This is a genomic window from Pseudomonas sp. microsymbiont 2 (assembly GCF_054788395.1).
Genome location: NZ_CM139112.1, coordinates 414,216 through 428,456, shown reverse-complemented (window position 1 = coordinate 428,456; position 14,241 = coordinate 414,216). Strand labels below are relative to the sequence as shown.

Annotated in this window: 18 protein-coding genes; 11 read left to right on the top strand and 7 right to left on the bottom strand. The window is 63.8% G+C overall.

Translation table 11 applies throughout. The features are described 5' to 3' along the window. The first annotated feature begins 1 nt into the window (after position 1). The gene (locus ACYUME_RS01915) at positions 2 to 700 is read left to right on the top strand and encodes an SPOR domain-containing protein (RefSeq protein WP_279886264.1); all 699 of its coding nucleotides are present in this window, start codon (positions 2 to 4) and stop codon (positions 698 to 700) included. 40 nt (positions 701 to 740) lie between these two features. Here the strand turns inward: ACYUME_RS01915 and ACYUME_RS01910 are convergent, their stop codons facing one another. Beyond that, the gene (locus tag ACYUME_RS01910; protein WP_279886269.1) at positions 741 to 1,166 is read right to left on the bottom strand and encodes a TM2 domain-containing protein; all 426 of its coding nucleotides are present in this window, start codon (positions 1,164 to 1,166) and stop codon (positions 741 to 743) included. A gap of 157 nt (positions 1,167 to 1,323) precedes the next feature. On the opposite strand from ACYUME_RS01910, the gene ACYUME_RS01905 reads away from it, so the two are divergent. Then, positions 1,324 to 1,968: a C40 family peptidase gene (locus ACYUME_RS01905; protein ID WP_460417932.1), complete on the top strand. Its 645-nt coding sequence runs from the start codon at positions 1,324 to 1,326 to the stop codon at positions 1,966 to 1,968. A gap of 243 nt (positions 1,969 to 2,211) precedes the next feature. On the opposite strand, the gene ACYUME_RS01900 is transcribed toward ACYUME_RS01905, so the two are convergent. Both ACYUME_RS01900 and ACYUME_RS01895 read right to left on the bottom strand, forming a co-directional pair. Further along, a complete protein-coding gene (locus ACYUME_RS01900; protein ID WP_460415301.1) occupies positions 2,212 to 3,162 on the bottom strand; it encodes an IS110 family transposase in 951 nt (316 codons plus the stop codon). 535 nt (positions 3,163 to 3,697) lie between these two features. Beyond that, positions 3,698 to 4,693, bottom strand: coding sequence for a type IV pilus twitching motility protein PilT (locus ACYUME_RS01895; protein WP_460417931.1), 996 nt, complete (start codon positions 4,691 to 4,693; stop codon positions 3,698 to 3,700). 65 nt (positions 4,694 to 4,758) lie between these two features. Between ACYUME_RS01895 and ACYUME_RS01890 the strand changes: the two genes are divergently transcribed. From ACYUME_RS01890 to ACYUME_RS01850, 9 genes are all read left to right on the top strand, one after another. After that, on the top strand, positions 4,759 to 5,445 hold the full coding sequence (locus ACYUME_RS01890) for a YggS family pyridoxal phosphate-dependent enzyme (RefSeq protein ID WP_279885794.1): 687 nt from the start codon (positions 4,759 to 4,761) through the stop codon (positions 5,443 to 5,445). Positions 5,446 to 5,483: 38 nt separating this feature from the next. Next, on the top strand, positions 5,484 to 6,302 hold the full coding sequence (proC, locus tag ACYUME_RS01885; protein WP_279885792.1) for a pyrroline-5-carboxylate reductase: 819 nt from the start codon (positions 5,484 to 5,486) through the stop codon (positions 6,300 to 6,302). A 10-nt stretch (positions 6,303 to 6,312) separates the two neighbouring features. Next, the gene (locus ACYUME_RS01880; protein ID WP_279885789.1) at positions 6,313 to 6,903 is read left to right on the top strand and encodes a YggT family protein; all 591 of its coding nucleotides are present in this window, start codon (positions 6,313 to 6,315) and stop codon (positions 6,901 to 6,903) included. A gap of 88 nt (positions 6,904 to 6,991) precedes the next feature. Beyond that, positions 6,992 to 8,131, top strand: coding sequence for a homoserine O-succinyltransferase MetX (gene metX / locus ACYUME_RS01875; RefSeq protein ID WP_279885787.1), 1,140 nt, complete (start codon positions 6,992 to 6,994; stop codon positions 8,129 to 8,131). 7 nt (positions 8,132 to 8,138) lie between these two features. Beyond that, positions 8,139 to 8,759, top strand: coding sequence for a methionine biosynthesis protein MetW (metW, locus tag ACYUME_RS01870; protein WP_279885785.1), 621 nt, complete (start codon positions 8,139 to 8,141; stop codon positions 8,757 to 8,759). Between the two features lie 23 nt (positions 8,760 to 8,782). Beyond that, positions 8,783 to 9,217 carry a DUF4426 domain-containing protein gene (locus ACYUME_RS01865; protein WP_279885783.1) on the top strand — a complete coding sequence of 145 codons (435 nt, stop codon included), beginning with the start codon at positions 8,783 to 8,785 and terminating at the stop codon, positions 9,215 to 9,217. Continuing rightward, positions 9,214 to 9,810 carry an RdgB/HAM1 family non-canonical purine NTP pyrophosphatase gene (gene rdgB, locus ACYUME_RS01860; RefSeq protein WP_460417930.1) on the top strand — a complete coding sequence of 199 codons (597 nt, stop codon included), beginning with the start codon at positions 9,214 to 9,216 and terminating at the stop codon, positions 9,808 to 9,810. Before ACYUME_RS01865 ends, rdgB begins: the two co-directional genes overlap by 4 nt. After that, positions 9,807 to 10,985 carry a radical SAM family heme chaperone HemW gene (hemW, locus tag ACYUME_RS01855; protein WP_460417929.1) on the top strand — a complete coding sequence of 393 codons (1,179 nt, stop codon included), beginning with the start codon at positions 9,807 to 9,809 and terminating at the stop codon, positions 10,983 to 10,985. Before rdgB ends, hemW begins: the two co-directional genes overlap by 4 nt. A gap of 9 nt (positions 10,986 to 10,994) precedes the next feature. Then, on the top strand, positions 10,995 to 11,321 hold the full coding sequence (locus tag ACYUME_RS01850; protein ID WP_110735365.1) for a DUF3392 family protein: 327 nt from the start codon (positions 10,995 to 10,997) through the stop codon (positions 11,319 to 11,321). Between the two features lie 632 nt (positions 11,322 to 11,953). Here the strand turns inward: ACYUME_RS01850 and trmB are convergent. The 4 genes from trmB to ACYUME_RS01830 all read right to left on the bottom strand — a co-directional run bounded on the left by trmB (position 11,954) and on the right by ACYUME_RS01830 (position 14,226). Beyond that, positions 11,954 to 12,676 carry a tRNA (guanosine(46)-N7)-methyltransferase TrmB gene (trmB, locus tag ACYUME_RS01845; protein ID WP_460417928.1) on the bottom strand — a complete coding sequence of 241 codons (723 nt, stop codon included), beginning with the start codon at positions 12,674 to 12,676 and terminating at the stop codon, positions 11,954 to 11,956. 9 nt (positions 12,677 to 12,685) lie between these two features. After that, positions 12,686 to 13,498 carry a thiazole synthase gene (locus tag ACYUME_RS01840; protein ID WP_460417927.1) on the bottom strand — a complete coding sequence of 271 codons (813 nt, stop codon included), beginning with the start codon at positions 13,496 to 13,498 and terminating at the stop codon, positions 12,686 to 12,688. Positions 13,499 to 13,551: 53 nt separating this feature from the next. Further along, a complete protein-coding gene (thiS, locus tag ACYUME_RS01835) occupies positions 13,552 to 13,752 on the bottom strand; it encodes a sulfur carrier protein ThiS (protein ID WP_279885776.1) in 201 nt (66 codons plus the stop codon). A gap of 102 nt (positions 13,753 to 13,854) precedes the next feature. Beyond that, on the bottom strand, positions 13,855 to 14,226 hold the full coding sequence (locus ACYUME_RS01830; protein WP_460417926.1) for a DUF423 domain-containing protein: 372 nt from the start codon (positions 14,224 to 14,226) through the stop codon (positions 13,855 to 13,857). Between the last annotated feature and the right edge of the window lie 15 nt (positions 14,227 to 14,241).

The window sequence follows — 14,241 nt, the reverse complement described above, 5'->3', positions numbered from 1 at the left end:
GTTGGCTGCAAAGAAAAAGCCCGCGCCAAAGCGCGGCGCCAGCCGTCACCAGCCACCCGCCAAGCAGCCGATCCCGGGCTGGGTGTGGCTGGCGGTCGGCCTGACCGTGGGTGCATTCATCGTGTTCCTGATGAAGCTCGAACCGGGCGGCGAGGACATCAAGCGCACCAAGCCCGAGCAGCAAAAATCGGAGAAGGTCGAGGCGAGCAAGACCACCACCCCGACACCACAGCAGCCGGTGAAGCCGAAGTACGACTTCTATACCCTGCTGCCGGAGTCGGAGGTGATCGTGCCGCCAGAAGCGGTGCCAGAGAAGACGCCACCGGTTCCGGCGCAACCGCCCGTGCCGAGCACGCCGGTCACGCCCGCCGAAGCGGCGAAGATCGACACCGCTCGCGCCCAGGCCGCCCTGATGGGGCAGACGCCGCCGCCGGCCCCGCCGGTGATCAAGCCGGCGACCACCACCCAGTTCTTCCTGCAGGCCGGCTCGTTCCGCAAGCAGGCGGACGCCGACAAGGTCCGGGCGCAGATCATTCTGCTCGGCCAGGCGGTCAAGGTGGAGTCGGGCACGGTCAAGGAAGAGACCTGGTACCGCGTGATGGTCGGCCCGTTCAGCAACCGCGAACAGTTGACCGTGGCGCAGAAGCAACTGGCTGGCGCGGGCTTCAGCAACCTACTGCTGCAACAGCGCCGCCAGTGACGAAAAAGGCCTTGCCGCTTTCAGCGACAAGGCCTTTTTTTCATACCCGGCGCCGCTCGGCGTTGACCTGGGAAATCTGGCTGTTGAGCGTCCAGAAGTCGTACAGCACGCCCAGCAGGAACAAGCCGCCGGTGAACAGGTAGAGCAGCGCGCTGATCCACTTGCCCTGGTACAGGCGATGCACGCCGAAGATGCCCAGGAAGGTCAGGAGAATCCACGCCAGGTTGTAGTCCACGCCACCGGACTCGAAACGCATGTCCGCCTCGCGGTCCATCGACGGGATCAGGAACAGGTCGATCAACCAGCCGATGCCCAGCAAGCCCAGGGTGAAGAACCAGATCGTCCCGGTGATCGGCTTGCCGTAGTAGAAGCGGTGCGAGCCGGTGAAGCCGAATATCCACAACAGATAGCCGAGGACCTTGCTGTGGGTGTCGTGCGCAGGCGCACCCTGTTGATAACCATTCATTCGAAGCCCTCGTGGGTTAGCCGAAAATTTTCTAACGGAAAATGTGACTTTTCCGTTTCGACCCGACATATGGTACGTGGTCGAGCGACCAACGGATCAGAATTTGATCAAAAAGCTGTTATAAAGTTGCGCGCCAACACTTATAAGAGCTTCATCTATGCCACCTTTCTTCAAGACATGGCTGACCCTCTGCCTTTTATTGCCCCTGGCCGCCCACGCCACCAATCGTGAGCAACGACTTCCCAGCGGATTCACCGGCTACACGACCAATGCCGACACCTCGGTGAAACGCACCCCGATCCAGTACCGCAAAGCGACCTTGCAGGCCCGTCCGGCCAACGCCGCCAGGCAACATGACGTAGGCATGCAGGCCGTGGCGATGTCGCCGAAGCAGAGCAGCGAAGTGCTCAGCCGCGCGGTGAACGTACTCGGCACACCCTATCGCTGGGGTGGCAGCAGCCCGAAGAAAGGTTTCGACTGCAGCGGCCTGGTCAAATACGCCTTCAACGATGTGGCCGACGTCGATCTGCCGCGCACCTCCAATGCCATGGCTCAGGGCCAGGGCGTGAAGGTGGCCAAGAGCGACCTCAAGCCTGGCGACCTGATCTTCTTCAACATCAAGAGCCGCCGGGTCAACCATGTGGCCATCTACCTGGGCAACGATCGCTTCATTCACGCGCCACGCACCGGCAAGCGGGTGAGCATCGACAGCCTGGAGAAGCCTTACTGGCAGAAGCACTACGTGGTGGCCAAGCGAGTGCTGCCCAAGCAGCAACAGGCGCTGAGCCTGGCCAAGCGCTGAAACGCCCAGCAGTCCCTGCGGGAGATCGCCCAGCCCGTTGGACTGCCCTGTCGCACAGGGAACCATGCTTGCGCGGCCAGTGCGTACCCTGTGGGAGCAACTGTCTTACGCAATTTTTAGAATCTGGCGCGATCCCTGTGGGAGCGGGCTTGCCCGCGAACACGGGCGAAGCCCGTGCCATCCACCACGGTGTTGGCTTCGCGGGCAAACCCGCTTCCACGCTGATCGCGCAGCGTTCTGGATTTACGTTGTACTTTCAGGTTGCGGCAGCACCAGGTCGCGCCATGATGTGCCCGTTCTGAGCATGGCATTTAGCCGTACGATGAAAGTCCTCATGCAGGCCACGATAGCAACCTTGGGAAGCTTCCCCCGCTCGCGCAGTGACTCATAACGCGCCTTGAGTGCTGGGTTGTACTTCATCGCCACAATGCATGCCATGTACAGCGATCGCCTGACCGCAAATCGCCCACCAGAGATAGAACGCTTGCCCACGGACTTCCCGCTGTCGTGGTTGAAGGGCGCGACCCCGACCAGGGAGGCAATTTCTCTGGATTCAACCCGACCTAGCTCCGGCAGCAGCGCTATTAATTTGCCCGCTGTCACCATCCCAATGCCTTTCACTGTGATCAGCTGGGCAACCCGTTCGTCGTTCAGCATCGCGGTTTGCTGTTCGATCTCGCACTCAACCAGTTTGATCTGCGTCTTGAAGTGCTTCAGGTTGGCATTCAGGTAGTTAGCAACTGCAGTCGATTGCACCTGCTTCAGGCGTCGCAGGTCGTCATCTCGTTGTTGAACCAACCGATCACGTTGCTGAAGCAGCTCTCGCAGAAGCGCTCGTTCTGGGCTGACTCGCAGAGAGGGTTGATCTGGAATGACTTCGGCATAGTGCGCCAGAACTTCGGCGTCGATGGCGTCGGTCTTGGCCTTGATGCCCAAAGAGTCAGCGAATGACCTGGCCCGCCTGGGATTGACGCGTATGACCTTGTAGCCAGCGTCCTGTAGAAAACGCATGACATCTCGCTCGTAGCCACCCGTTGCCTCTAACAGGACGCGCTTGATACTGAGCTTGCGAAGGCTCTTCAGTAGCACCTCAAAGCCTCTCGGATCATTGCTGATATGCAGTTTGATGCCCTGGGGCCGCACCGCAGCATCGAGCGAGATACTGGATACATCGATACCCAAGAAGGAAGCCATCACCAAAACCTCCTAAACTCAACACAGTGAGAGGACTTTGGCTTGGCCCACGCTTGTGATTCGAGATCAGAGCCGCATCCAACTGTTCGGGCTCTCGCCAAAGTGGAACGGTGAATGGCAGCTTGTGCTCCCACGCGTGCTCAAGGCACCTGCGGCATTCAGCTCTTGCCATTCACCGCTCTCACTCCAGATTCTAATCCCACCTCAAGACACAAGCGGCTTTAGCCGCGAAGCAAGCGACACGGTGGATGGCACCGGCTGCGCCGGTGTTCGCGGCTAAAACCGCTCCCACAGGTACCACGCCAACCTGTAGGAGCGGCCTTGCCGAGACGTCGGACCGGTCGGAAAGGGCTGCGCAGCAGCCCCGGGATTTCAGCGTTGTTGCAAAGATCGCCGGGGCCGCTTTGCGGCCCTTTCCGACCGGTCCGACGTCTCGGCAAGGCCGCTCCTACAGAGATCACGCCAGTTAAGAAATCTCAGCAAGACAGTTGGTCCCACAGGGGCTGCGGTGCACTTTTAGCCGCTGTGGACGTTCCTAGCCCACTATCAAACCCCGCGCCTCCAACGCCTGCATTGCCCCCTCCATCGTGCGCATCCCCACCGCGGCGCCGGCCTGCATCAACGAATGGATCTGCGCCAGCCGCCCTTCGCGGATCAGATTGCGCACGGCGGGCGTCGCCACCAGCAGCTCCCTCGCCGCGACCCTGCCACCACCGACGCGCCTGACCAGCACCTGCGCCACCACCAACCGCAGCGACTCCGCCAGCATCATGCGCACCAGCGGCTTCTCTTCGGCGGCGAACACTTCCACCAAACGATCGATGCTGTTGAGCGCCGAGCGCGTATGCACGGTTGCCAGCACCAGGTGCCCGGTTTCCGCCGCGCGCAATGCCAGGCGGATGCTCTCCAGGTCACGCAGCTCGCCGAGCATGATCACGTCGGGGTCCTGACGCAGCGCACTGCGCAATCCCTGGGCAAAGTCGCGGCAGTCTCTACCCACTTCCCGCTGGTTGACCAGGCTGCGCCGGCCTCGATGAACGAACTCGACGGGATCTTCCAGGGTGACGATATGCAGCGCGTGCTCGCGATTGATCTGGTCGACCAGCGCCGCCAGGGTGCTCGACTTGCCACTGCCCGTCGGCCCGCCGACCAGCACCAGGCCGTCCCGCTGCCGACCCATGAGCTGGAACACATCGTGTAGATCGAGCTCATCGAGGCTCGGTACCCGCGCCGGAATCAACCGCACGCTCGCCCCAGGCCCATTGCGCTGGCGGAACAGGTTCAGCCGAAAACGGCCCAGCGCCGGCAAGACCAGGGCGAGATCCAGCTCATCACCAGACGCCCACTGTCGGCGCTGCCCTTCATCGAGCAGGCTCGCCAGGCCCTGCTCAAGGGTCTGGGCAGCAAGCACCGGCAGCGTCATGCGCCTCAGCTCGCCATCGAGGCGCAGCAACGGCTGCTCGCCTGCGGCCAGGTGCAGGTCGCTGGCCCCGGCAGCCACGGCCCGGGCCAGCAGGTCGGTCACATCCATGAGACTCCCCAACGGCGATCAAGCAGGTAGAATGCCGCAGACCCCAAAGCCGTCGGCGACGAACCATGTCCACCCTAGCAGACAACATTGACGCCATTGCCGCCCGCATCGACAGCGCAGCCAAGGCCGCCGGGCGCGACCCGGCCAGCGTCCAGCTGCTGGCAGTCAGCAAGACCAAGCCCGCCAGCGCCATACGCGAGGCCTGCGCCGCCGGACTGCGCGATTTCGGCGAGAACTACCTTCAGGAAGCCCTGACAAAACAACAGGCACTTTCCGACCTGCCCTTGATCTGGCACTTCATCGGCCCCATCCAGTCGAACAAGACCAAGGCCATCGCCGAGCATTTCGACTGGGTACATTCCGTGGACCGCCTGAAGATCGCCCAACGCCTGTCCGAGCAGCGCCCTGCCGGCCTCGCGCCGCTGAACATCTGCCTGCAGGTGAACGTCAGTGGCGAGGACAGCAAGTCCGGCTGCGCGCCCGCCGAACTGCCAGCCCTGGCGCAGGCGGTGAACGCCCTGCCCGGCCTGCGCCTGCGCGGCCTCATGGCGATTCCGGAGCCGACCGAAGACCGCGCCGAGCAGGAGGCCGCCTTTGCCATCCTGCGCCAGCTCCAGGCACAGCTGGGCCTTGGCCTGGACACCCTGTCGATGGGCATGAGCCACGACCTGGAAGCCGCCATCGCCCAAGGCGCGACCTGGGTGCGCATCGGTACCGCCCTGTTCGGTGCCCGCGACTACGGCCAGCCCTGAATCCATGCTTAACTCACTCTTTCCCTCAAGGACCTGACATGAGCAAGACTCGTATTGCCTTCATCGGCGCCGGCAACATGGCCGCCAGCCTGATCGGCGGCCTGCGCGCCCAGGGCCTGGACGCCGCGCAGATCCGCGCCAGCGACCCGGGTGCCGAGACCCGCGCGCGAATCCAGGCCGAGCACGGCATCGAAGCCTTCGAAAGCAACGCCCAGGCCATCGACGGCGTGGACGTGATCGTCCTGGCGGTCAAACCGCAGGTCATGAAGGCGGTCTGCGAAACGCTGAAGCCGAACCTGAAGGCCGGCCAGCTGGTGGTTTCCATCGCCGCCGGTATCACCTGCGCCAGCCTGCAGGCCTGGCTGGGCGCGATCCCGGTGGTGCGCTGCATGCCCAACACCCCGGCGCTGCTGCGCCAGGGCGTCAGCGGCCTGTACGCCACCGGGGAAGTGTCCGCCGAGCAACGCCAGCAGGCCGAACAGCTGCTGTCGGCTGTCGGCACCGCCTTGTGGCTGGACGAAGAGCAACAGCTCGATGCCGTCACCGCCGTCTCCGGCAGCGGCCCGGCCTACTTCTTCCTGCTGATCGAAGCGATGACCGCCGCCGGCGAAAAACTCGGCCTGCCGCGTGAGACCGCCTCGCAACTCACCCTGCAAACCGCCCTGGGCGCCGCCCGCATGGCGGTGGCCAGCGACGTCGACGCCGCCGAACTGCGCCGCCGCGTGACCTCGCCGGCCGGCACCACCGAAGCGGCAATCAAATCGTTCCAGGCCAGCGGCTTCGAGGCGATCGTCGAGCAGGCACTGCAGGCCGCGGCGAAGCGTTCCGCCGAGCTGGCCGAACAACTGGGCAAATAAGGAGCCATCGATGAATGCATTGTCCGGCGCCGCGATCTTCGTGGTGCAAACCCTGGTCAGCCTGTACCTGGTGATCGTCCTGCTGCGCTTCGTGCTGCAACTGGTCAAGGCCGACTTCTACAACCCGCTCAGCCAGTTCGCCGTGCGCGCCACCCAGCCGCTGCTCAAGCCGCTGCGCCGGGTGATCCCCAGCATCGCCGGCCTGGACACCTCGTCGCTGGTGCTGTCGATCGTCATCCAGGCGCTGCTGATGGCCTTCGTGCTGATGGTCACCTACGGCACCTTCGGCGACATCCTGCACCTGCTGATGTGGTCGATCCTGGGCATCACCTCGCTGTTCCTGAAGATCTTCTGGGTGGCGATGATCGTGATGGTGATCGTCTCGTGGGTCGCGCCCAACAGCCACAACCCGGCCGCCGAGCTGGCCTACCAGATCAGCGAACCGGTGCTGGCGCCGTTCCGTCGCCTGGTGCCGAACCTCGGCGGCATGGACATCTCGCCGATCTTCGCCTTCATCGCCATCCAGGTGATCCAGTCGTTCCTGATGCCCCAGCTGGCTGCCTACGCCGGCATGCCGCAAGAGCTGTGGCGGATGATCTGACCCTGCCTGCAACCGGCGGCAAGCCTTCGCTTGCCGCTGGGGGTAGCGCTCTTTAGACTTACGCCTCCGTCAAGCGTGAGCAGGGTCGATGTCCACTGTCCTTCCCGAAGATTCCGTCGGTCTGGTAACACCGCAAATCGCCCGGTTCGATGAACCGCTGGCCCTGGCCTGTGGCCGTTCCCTGGCCACCTACGAGCTCATCTACGAAACCTATGGCACCCTCAACAGCACCGCCAGCAACGCGGTGCTGATCTGCCATGCGCTGTCCGGCCATCACCATGCCGCCGGCTACCATGCCACCACCGACCGCAAGCCGGGCTGGTGGGACAGCTGCATCGGCCCCGGCAAGCCGATCGACACCAACCGTTTCTTCGTGGTCAGCCTGAACAACCTCGGCGGCTGCAACGGCAGCACCGGCCCCAGCAGCATCAACCCGGTCACCGGCAAGCCCTACGGCGCCGATTTCCCGGTGCTGACCGTGGAGGATTGGGTGCACAGCCAGGCACGTCTGGCTGACCGCCTGGGGATCCAGACCTGGGCCGCCATCGTCGGTGGCAGCCTCGGCGGCATGCAGGCCCTGCAGTGGACCATCACCTACCCGGACCGCGTGCGCCATTGCGTGGACATCGCCTCGGCGCCCAAGCTGTCGGCGCAGAACATCGCCTTCAACGAAGTCGCGCGCCAGGCCATCCTCACCGACCCCGAGTTCCATGGTGGCTCGTTCCAGGACCAGGGCGTGATTCCCAAGCGCGGCCTGATGCTGGCGCGCATGGTCGGTCATATCACCTACCTGTCCGACGACTCGATGGGCGAGAAATTCGGCCGCGAACTCAAGAGCGACAAGCTCAACTATGACTTCCACAGCGTCGAGTTCCAGGTCGAAAGCTACTTGCGCTACCAGGGTGAGGAGTTCTCCGGCCGCTTCGACGCCAACACCTACCTGCTGATGACCAAGGCGCTGGACTACTTCGACCCGGCGGCGGCTCACGGTGGCGACCTGGCGGCGACCCTGGCCCATGTCACGGCGGATTACTGCATCATGTCGTTCACCACCGACTGGCGCTTCTCGCCGGCCCGCTCGCGAGAGATCGTCGATGCCCTGATGGCGGCGCGCAAGAACGTCTGCTACCTGGACATCGACTCGCCCTACGGCCACGACGCCTTCCTCATCCCGACACCCCGCTACATGCAGGGCTTCGCCAACTACATGAACCGCATCGCTGTCTGAGGACCCCATGAGAGCCGACCTGGAAATCATCCAAGACTGGATCCCCGCCGGCAGCCGGGTACTCGACCTGGGCTGCGGCAACGGCGAACTGCTGGCCTCCTTGCGCGAGCGCAAGAACGTCACCGGCTATGGCCTGGAGATCGACGCCGAGAATATCGCCGCCTGCGTGGCCAAGGGCGTCAACGTCATCGAGCAGGACCTGGACAAGGGGCTGGGCAACTTCGCCAGCAACAGTTTCGACGTGGTGGTCATGACCCAGGCCCTGCAGGCCGTGGAGTACCCCGACCGCATCCTCGACGAGATGCTGCGGGTCGGCCGCCAGTGCATCATCACCTTCCCCAATTTCGGCCACTGGCGCTGCCGCTGGTACCTGGCGACCAAGGGTCGCATGCCGGTCTCGGACTTCATGCCGTATACCTGGTACAACACGCCGAACATCCACTTCTGCACGTTCGAGGACTTCGAGAACCTGTGCCACGAGCGCAGGGCCAAGGTCCTCGACCGCCTGGCGGTCGACCGTCTGCACCGTAACGGGTTGGGCGGGCGGCTTTGGCCTAATCTTCTAGGTGAGATCGGTATCTATCGAGTCAGCAGCCCGGGCCTGCAGGAGCATCAGCTCGCGGTCTGACCGTCGCGAACGGAGGAATGATCATGCGTCGACTAGCACTGTTTCTGATCAGCCTGTGCCTGGCCTTGCCGGTGCTGGCTGCCGATGCCGCCAGGCCCGAGCGCAAGGAAGTATTCGGCGACGTGACGGTCCATTACAGCGCCTTCACCTCGAGCATGCTGCAACCGGACATCGCCGCCGCCACGGGGCTCACTCGCAGCAAGAACCAGGGTGTGCTCAACATCGCCGTGATCAAGGCCGGCAAGCCAGCCATGGCGGTGGTCAGCGGTACCGTGAAGGACCTCACCGGGCGCAGCAACCCGCTGTCGTTCAAGCAGATCACCGACCAGGGCGCGGTGTACTACATCGCCCAGTTCAAGATCGAACAGGCCGAGACCGTCACCTTCGACCTCAACATCGAGTCCGGCGGCGTCAGCCATCCACTGAGCTTCAACCAGGAAGTGTTCCCAGGCGAATGATGAATTTCCAGCAACTCGTATTGGCCAGCCACAACGCCGGCAAACTCAAGGAACTGCAGGCCATGCTCGGTGACTCCGTGCAGCTGCGTTCGATCGGCGAATTCAGCCAGGTGGAGCCGGAAGAGACCGGCCTGTCGTTCGTCGAGAACGCCATCCTCAAGGCGCGCAATGCAGCACGCATCTCCGGCCTGCCGGCCTTGGCCGACGATTCCGGGCTGGCGGTGGACTTCCTCGGCGGCGCGCCAGGCATCTACTCGGCGCGCTACGCCGACGGCAAGGGCGACGCGGCGAACAACGCCAAGCTGCTCGAAGCGCTCAAGGACGTACCTAAAGACCAGCGCGGCGCGCAGTTCGTCTGCGTCCTGGCCCTGGTGCGCCATGCCGACGACCCGCTGCCGATCCTCTGCGAAGGCCTGTGGCATGGCAGCATCCTGTTCGAGGCCAGCGGCGAGCATGGCTTCGGCTACGACCCGCTGTTCTGGGTCCCCGAGCGCAACTGCTCCAGCGCCGACCTCGCCCCGGTCGACAAGAACCAGCTCAGCCACCGCGCCCGCGCCATGGCCCTGCTGCGTCAACGTCTGGGCCTGGCATGACCGAGAAGTTGTTCGTACCACCGGCGAGCCTGGTCCTTTCCGAGCTCCCGCCGCTGTCGCTGTACATCCATATCCCCTGGTGCGTGCGCAAGTGCCCTTATTGCGACTTCAACTCGCACCAGGCCGGCCCGTCGTTGCCGGAAACCGAGTATATCGACGCCCTGCTGGCCGATCTCGATCAGGAACTGCCTGCCGTCCAGGGCCGCCCGATCAGCACGATCTTCTTCGGTGGCGGCACACCGAGCCTGTTCAGCGCCGATGCCCTGGGCCGATTGCTGCGCGGCGTGGAACAGCGCATCCCGTTCGCTGCGGACATCGAAATCACCCTGGAGGCCAACCCCGGCACCTTCGAGCAGGAGAAGTTCAAGGCCTACCGCCAGACCGGCATCAACCGCCTGTCCATCGGTGTGCAGAGTTTCCAGCCGGCCAAGCTGGAGAAGCTCGGGCGCATCCACAATGGCGATGAGGCCGTGCGAGCCGCCGACATGGCGCGTGCGGCAGGCTTCGACAACTTCAACATGGACCTGATGCACGGCTTGCCGGACCAGTCGCTCGACGACGCCCTGGGCGACCTGCGTCAGGCCATCGAGCTGGCGCCGACGCACCTGTCCTGGTATCAGCTGACCGTAGAGCCGAACACGGTGTTCTGGAACCAGCCGCCTGAGCTGCCCGAGGACGACATCCTCTGGGATATCCAGGAAGCCGGCCAGGCGCTGATGGCCGACCACGGTTACCGCCAGTATGAAGTCTCGGCCTACGCCCAGGCCGATCGCGCCGCGCGGCACAACCTGAACTACTGGCGCTTCGGCGACTTCATCGGTATCGGTGCCGGGGCCCATGGCAAGCTGTCGTTCCCCGACGGGCGCATCCTGCGCACCTGGAAGACCCGACTGCCCAAGGACTATCTGAACCCGGCCAAGCCCTTCAAGGCCGGGGAAAAGCTGCTGCCAGCCGATGAGCTACCCTTCGAGTTCCTGATGAACGCACTGCGCCTCACCGATGGCGTGGAAGCCGAGCTGTTCAGCCTGCGCACCGGCCTACCCCTGGCGCAACTGGCCGAAGCCCGCCGTGAAGCCGAACAAAAAGGCCTTTTGCGGGTCGAACCGGATCGACTGGCGGCCACGCCGCGCGGCCAGCTGTTCCTCAACGACCTGCTGCAGTACTTCTTGAATTAAGGATGACCCATGGACCTGGTACTTGACCTGCTCTCGACCGTTTCCCGCTGGAGCCGCAGCAACCTGTCGGAGATCTCGCTGGCCCTGGTGGGCTGCCTGCTGGTGCTGTTCGGCACCGACATCAAGGGCTGGGTGGAAGGCCGCCTGGGTGGGCTGGCCGGGGCCTTGCGCGTGCCGTTCATGGCGCTGCTGGTGATGATCGGCAGCGGCGCGGCGCTGATCTATGCGACGCCGTGGGTCGTGAAGGGGCTGGGACAGTTCAACAACTATGCGCTGGCACCGGTGCTGCTGGTGGTGCTGGTGTTGATTGGCGTGGTCGCCGATCGCCGGGGTTGAGCGCTCGCTAAAAGCTACCCTGGAGAGCCAGGGCAGCTTCTCACCCGACTAGCCCTTAGCGGGGATCGTCAAAGTGATCGCGTAGGAAGTCCCTGACGGTCCTGAAAACAACTAGGATCCGAACCAGCTTCCAGACACGGCTCAGCGTATTCAGCAAACGCTTCATATGCCTTGGCCTCCGTGTTGGCTGGGCCAATCTTCCAGCGCCTGACCGGCACTTCGACGCCTTCGGAAATCGTGTGAACCATCTCCAGTGAAGCGGCCAGGTGGATGGCCCTTCGAAAACTCCACCGGCGCGGTTCGTGGGCCGCGTCGAAGGGGCCGAGACAACGGATTGAATTCGTTCCCGGCCCGACACTGGAAAGAATCACATGAGAGCGGCGTGATCTTACGCTTTCTGAAAAGGTGAAGCTGTTACTCGCCCAGTCACACGTAATGCTGGATATTTCCACGATTGACGCGACCTCCAGGCAACCCTAGTATTTGAACCGTGAACTGTCTCCAGTGAAACTGAAACACGCAGGTTGAGGATTCGTAACCCGAAGCCCGCATAAAAAAACCGCCCTTCTCAAGGCGGTTTTTTTGTACCTGCAATTTCGCAGGTTTGAAGGGCTGCTCCGAACGAGCCCGGCTCAGCTCACCTTCTCGAATTTCAAGTCCCACACCCCATGCCCAAGGCGCTCACCACGGCGCTCGAACTTGGTGATCGGACGCTCTTGCGGGCGTGGCACGTAGGCGCCATCAGCCGCCTGGTTGCGATAGCCTGGCGCTGCGCTCATCACTTCCAGCATGTACTCGGCATAGGGCTCCCAGTCGGTCGCCATGTGGAATACGCCACCGGGCTTGAGTTTGCGGCGCACCAGCTCGGCGAACTCCAGCTGAACGATCCGGCGCTTGTGATGACGTGCCTTGTGCCACGGATCCGGGAAGAACAGCATCAGGCGATCGAGGCTGTTGTCGGCCACGCAGCGGTTGAGCACTTCGATGGCATCACAGTCGTACACCCGCAGGTTCTTCAGGCCCTGGGTCAGCACGCCGTTGAGCAACGCGCCGACGCCCGGACGGTGCACTTCGACTCCGATGAAGTCCAGCTCCGGCGAGGCGGCGGCCATTTCCAGCAGCGAATGGCCCATGCCGAAACCGATCTCCAGGGTGCGCGGCGCCGAACGGCCGAACACCTGGTCGTAGTCCACCGGGCTGTCGACCAGCGGCAGAATGAACAGCGGGCCGCCCTGGTCCAGGCCGCGCTGCTGGCCTTCGGTCATGCGCCCGGCACGCATCACGAAACTCTTGATGCGGCGGTGCGGGCGGGCTTCGCCGTCTTCGGTGAGCGGCGTTTCTTGCGATTCAGTCATCTGGGGCTCTTACTTGATCAGACCTTCCAGCGGCGAGGACGCGCTGGCATAGAGTTTCTTCGGCATGCGCCCGGCGAGATACGCCATGCGGCCGGCAAGGATGGCGTGCTTCATGGCCTCGGCCATCAGCACCGGCTGCTGGGCGTGGGCGATGGCCGAGTTCATCAGCACCGCCTCGCAGCCCATCTCCATGGCGATGGTGGCGTCGGAGGCGGTACCCACGCCGGCATCGACCAGCACCGGCACCTTGGATTCCTCGAGGATGATCTGCAGGTTGTAGGGGTTGCAGATACCCAGGCCGGTGCCGATCAGGCCGGCCAGCGGCATGACGGCGATGCAGCCGGCCTCGGCCAGCTGGCGGGCGATGATCGGGTCATCGCTGGTGTAGACCATCACATCGAAGCCGTCCTTGACCAGCACTTCGGCGGCCTTGAGGGTTTCGATCACGTTGGGGAACAGGGTCTTCTGGTCGGCCAGTACTTCCAGCTTCACCAGCGTCCGGTTTTCGTGGGACTTGTGGCCATCGAGCAGCTCACGGGCCAGGCGGCAGGTACGCACCGCCTCGACCGCATCGAAGCAGCCTGCGGTGTTCGGCAGGATGGTGTACTTGTCGGGCGACAGCACATCGAGCAGGTTCGGCTCGCCGGCATTCTGGCCGAGGTTGGTGCGACGCACGGCAACGGTGACGATCTCGGCACCCGAGGCCTCGGTGGCCAGACGGGTCTCTTGCATGTCACGGTACTTGCCGGTGCCGACCAGCAGGCGCGACTGGAAAGTGCGCCCGGCCAGGACGAAAGGCTTGTCGCTGCGAACGTTGCTCATCGATGTTCCTCTGGAAAGGTTACGGGGCTTTCGGGTGAGTCGGCGGGAGGCGCTCAACCACCGCCAATGGCATGAACCACTTCGACCTGGTCGCCTTCGCTCAACTGCGTGCTCTCGTGCTGGCTGCGCGGCACGATGTCCAGGTTCAGTTCCACCGCCACCCGGCGACCGGCCAGCTCCAGCCGGCCCAGCAGCGCCGCGACGCTTTCGCCCTCGGGCAGTTCGTAAGGTTCACCGTTCAGTTGAATGCGCATGCGCACGGCCACCATTGTTCTTTGGGGCCCGCATTCTAGCCCCGATCCACCCTGCAACCCAAGGGCGACGCGCGCCATTAGTCGCGATTGTGGACCGTTCGGTCAGCCCAGGCGCCAGGCGGCCAGCCCCAGGCAAAGCCAGCCGGCGAGAAAGCACAGGCCACCGATGGGCGTGATCATGCCAAGCTTGCCCAGCCCGCTGAGGGTCAGCACATAGAGGCTACCGGAGAACAGCACGATACCTGCCGCGAACAGACCACCCGCCCAGCCCACGAGACGCCCGGGCAGATGCACCGACAACACGGCCACGGCCAGGATCGCCAGGGCATGCACCAACTGATAGGTGACGCCAGTGTGGAAGATCGCCAGGTAGTCGGCGCTGAGGCGGTTTTTCAGGCCATGGGCGGCGAAGGCGCCGAGGGCGACGCCGGTAAAGCCGAAGAACGCGGCGAGCATCAGGAAGCTGCGAAGCATGGGACGACTCCTCGG

What these genes read in the sequence shown, in the direction of transcription:
- ACYUME_RS01865 (WP_279885783.1), top strand. Translation starts at nt 8,783, where the DNA reads ATGCGTCGACTAGCACTGTTTCTGATCAGCCTGTGCCTGGCCTTGCCG.
- proC (WP_279885792.1), top strand. Translation starts at nt 5,484, where the DNA reads ATGAGCAAGACTCGTATTGCCTTCATCGGCGCCGGCAACATGGCCGCC.
- ACYUME_RS01895 (WP_460417931.1), bottom strand. Translation starts at nt 4,693, where the DNA reads ATGGATGTGACCGACCTGCTGGCCCGGGCCGTGGCTGCCGGGGCCAGC.
- hemW (WP_460417929.1), top strand. Translation starts at nt 9,807, where the DNA reads ATGACCGAGAAGTTGTTCGTACCACCGGCGAGCCTGGTCCTTTCCGAG.
- metW (WP_279885785.1), top strand. Translation starts at nt 8,139, where the DNA reads ATGAGAGCCGACCTGGAAATCATCCAAGACTGGATCCCCGCCGGCAGC.
- ACYUME_RS01830 (WP_460417926.1), bottom strand. Translation starts at nt 14,226, where the DNA reads ATGCTTCGCAGCTTCCTGATGCTCGCCGCGTTCTTCGGCTTTACCGGC.
- thiS (WP_279885776.1), bottom strand. Translation starts at nt 13,752, where the DNA reads ATGCGCATTCAACTGAACGGTGAACCTTACGAACTGCCCGAGGGCGAA.
- ACYUME_RS01850 (WP_110735365.1), top strand. Translation starts at nt 10,995, where the DNA reads ATGGACCTGGTACTTGACCTGCTCTCGACCGTTTCCCGCTGGAGCCGC.
- rdgB (WP_460417930.1), top strand. Translation starts at nt 9,214, where the DNA reads ATGATGAATTTCCAGCAACTCGTATTGGCCAGCCACAACGCCGGCAAA.
- ACYUME_RS01880 (WP_279885789.1), top strand. Translation starts at nt 6,313, where the DNA reads ATGAATGCATTGTCCGGCGCCGCGATCTTCGTGGTGCAAACCCTGGTC.
- ACYUME_RS01900 (WP_460415301.1), bottom strand. Translation starts at nt 3,162, where the DNA reads ATGGCTTCCTTCTTGGGTATCGATGTATCCAGTATCTCGCTCGATGCT.
- metX (WP_279885787.1), top strand. Translation starts at nt 6,992, where the DNA reads ATGTCCACTGTCCTTCCCGAAGATTCCGTCGGTCTGGTAACACCGCAA.
- ACYUME_RS01905 (WP_460417932.1), top strand. Translation starts at nt 1,324, where the DNA reads ATGCCACCTTTCTTCAAGACATGGCTGACCCTCTGCCTTTTATTGCCC.
- trmB (WP_460417928.1), bottom strand. Translation starts at nt 12,676, where the DNA reads ATGACTGAATCGCAAGAAACGCCGCTCACCGAAGACGGCGAAGCCCGC.
- ACYUME_RS01890 (WP_279885794.1), top strand. Translation starts at nt 4,759, where the DNA reads ATGTCCACCCTAGCAGACAACATTGACGCCATTGCCGCCCGCATCGAC.
- ACYUME_RS01910 (WP_279886269.1), bottom strand. Translation starts at nt 1,166, where the DNA reads ATGAATGGTTATCAACAGGGTGCGCCTGCGCACGACACCCACAGCAAG.
- ACYUME_RS01840 (WP_460417927.1), bottom strand. Translation starts at nt 13,498, where the DNA reads ATGAGCAACGTTCGCAGCGACAAGCCTTTCGTCCTGGCCGGGCGCACT.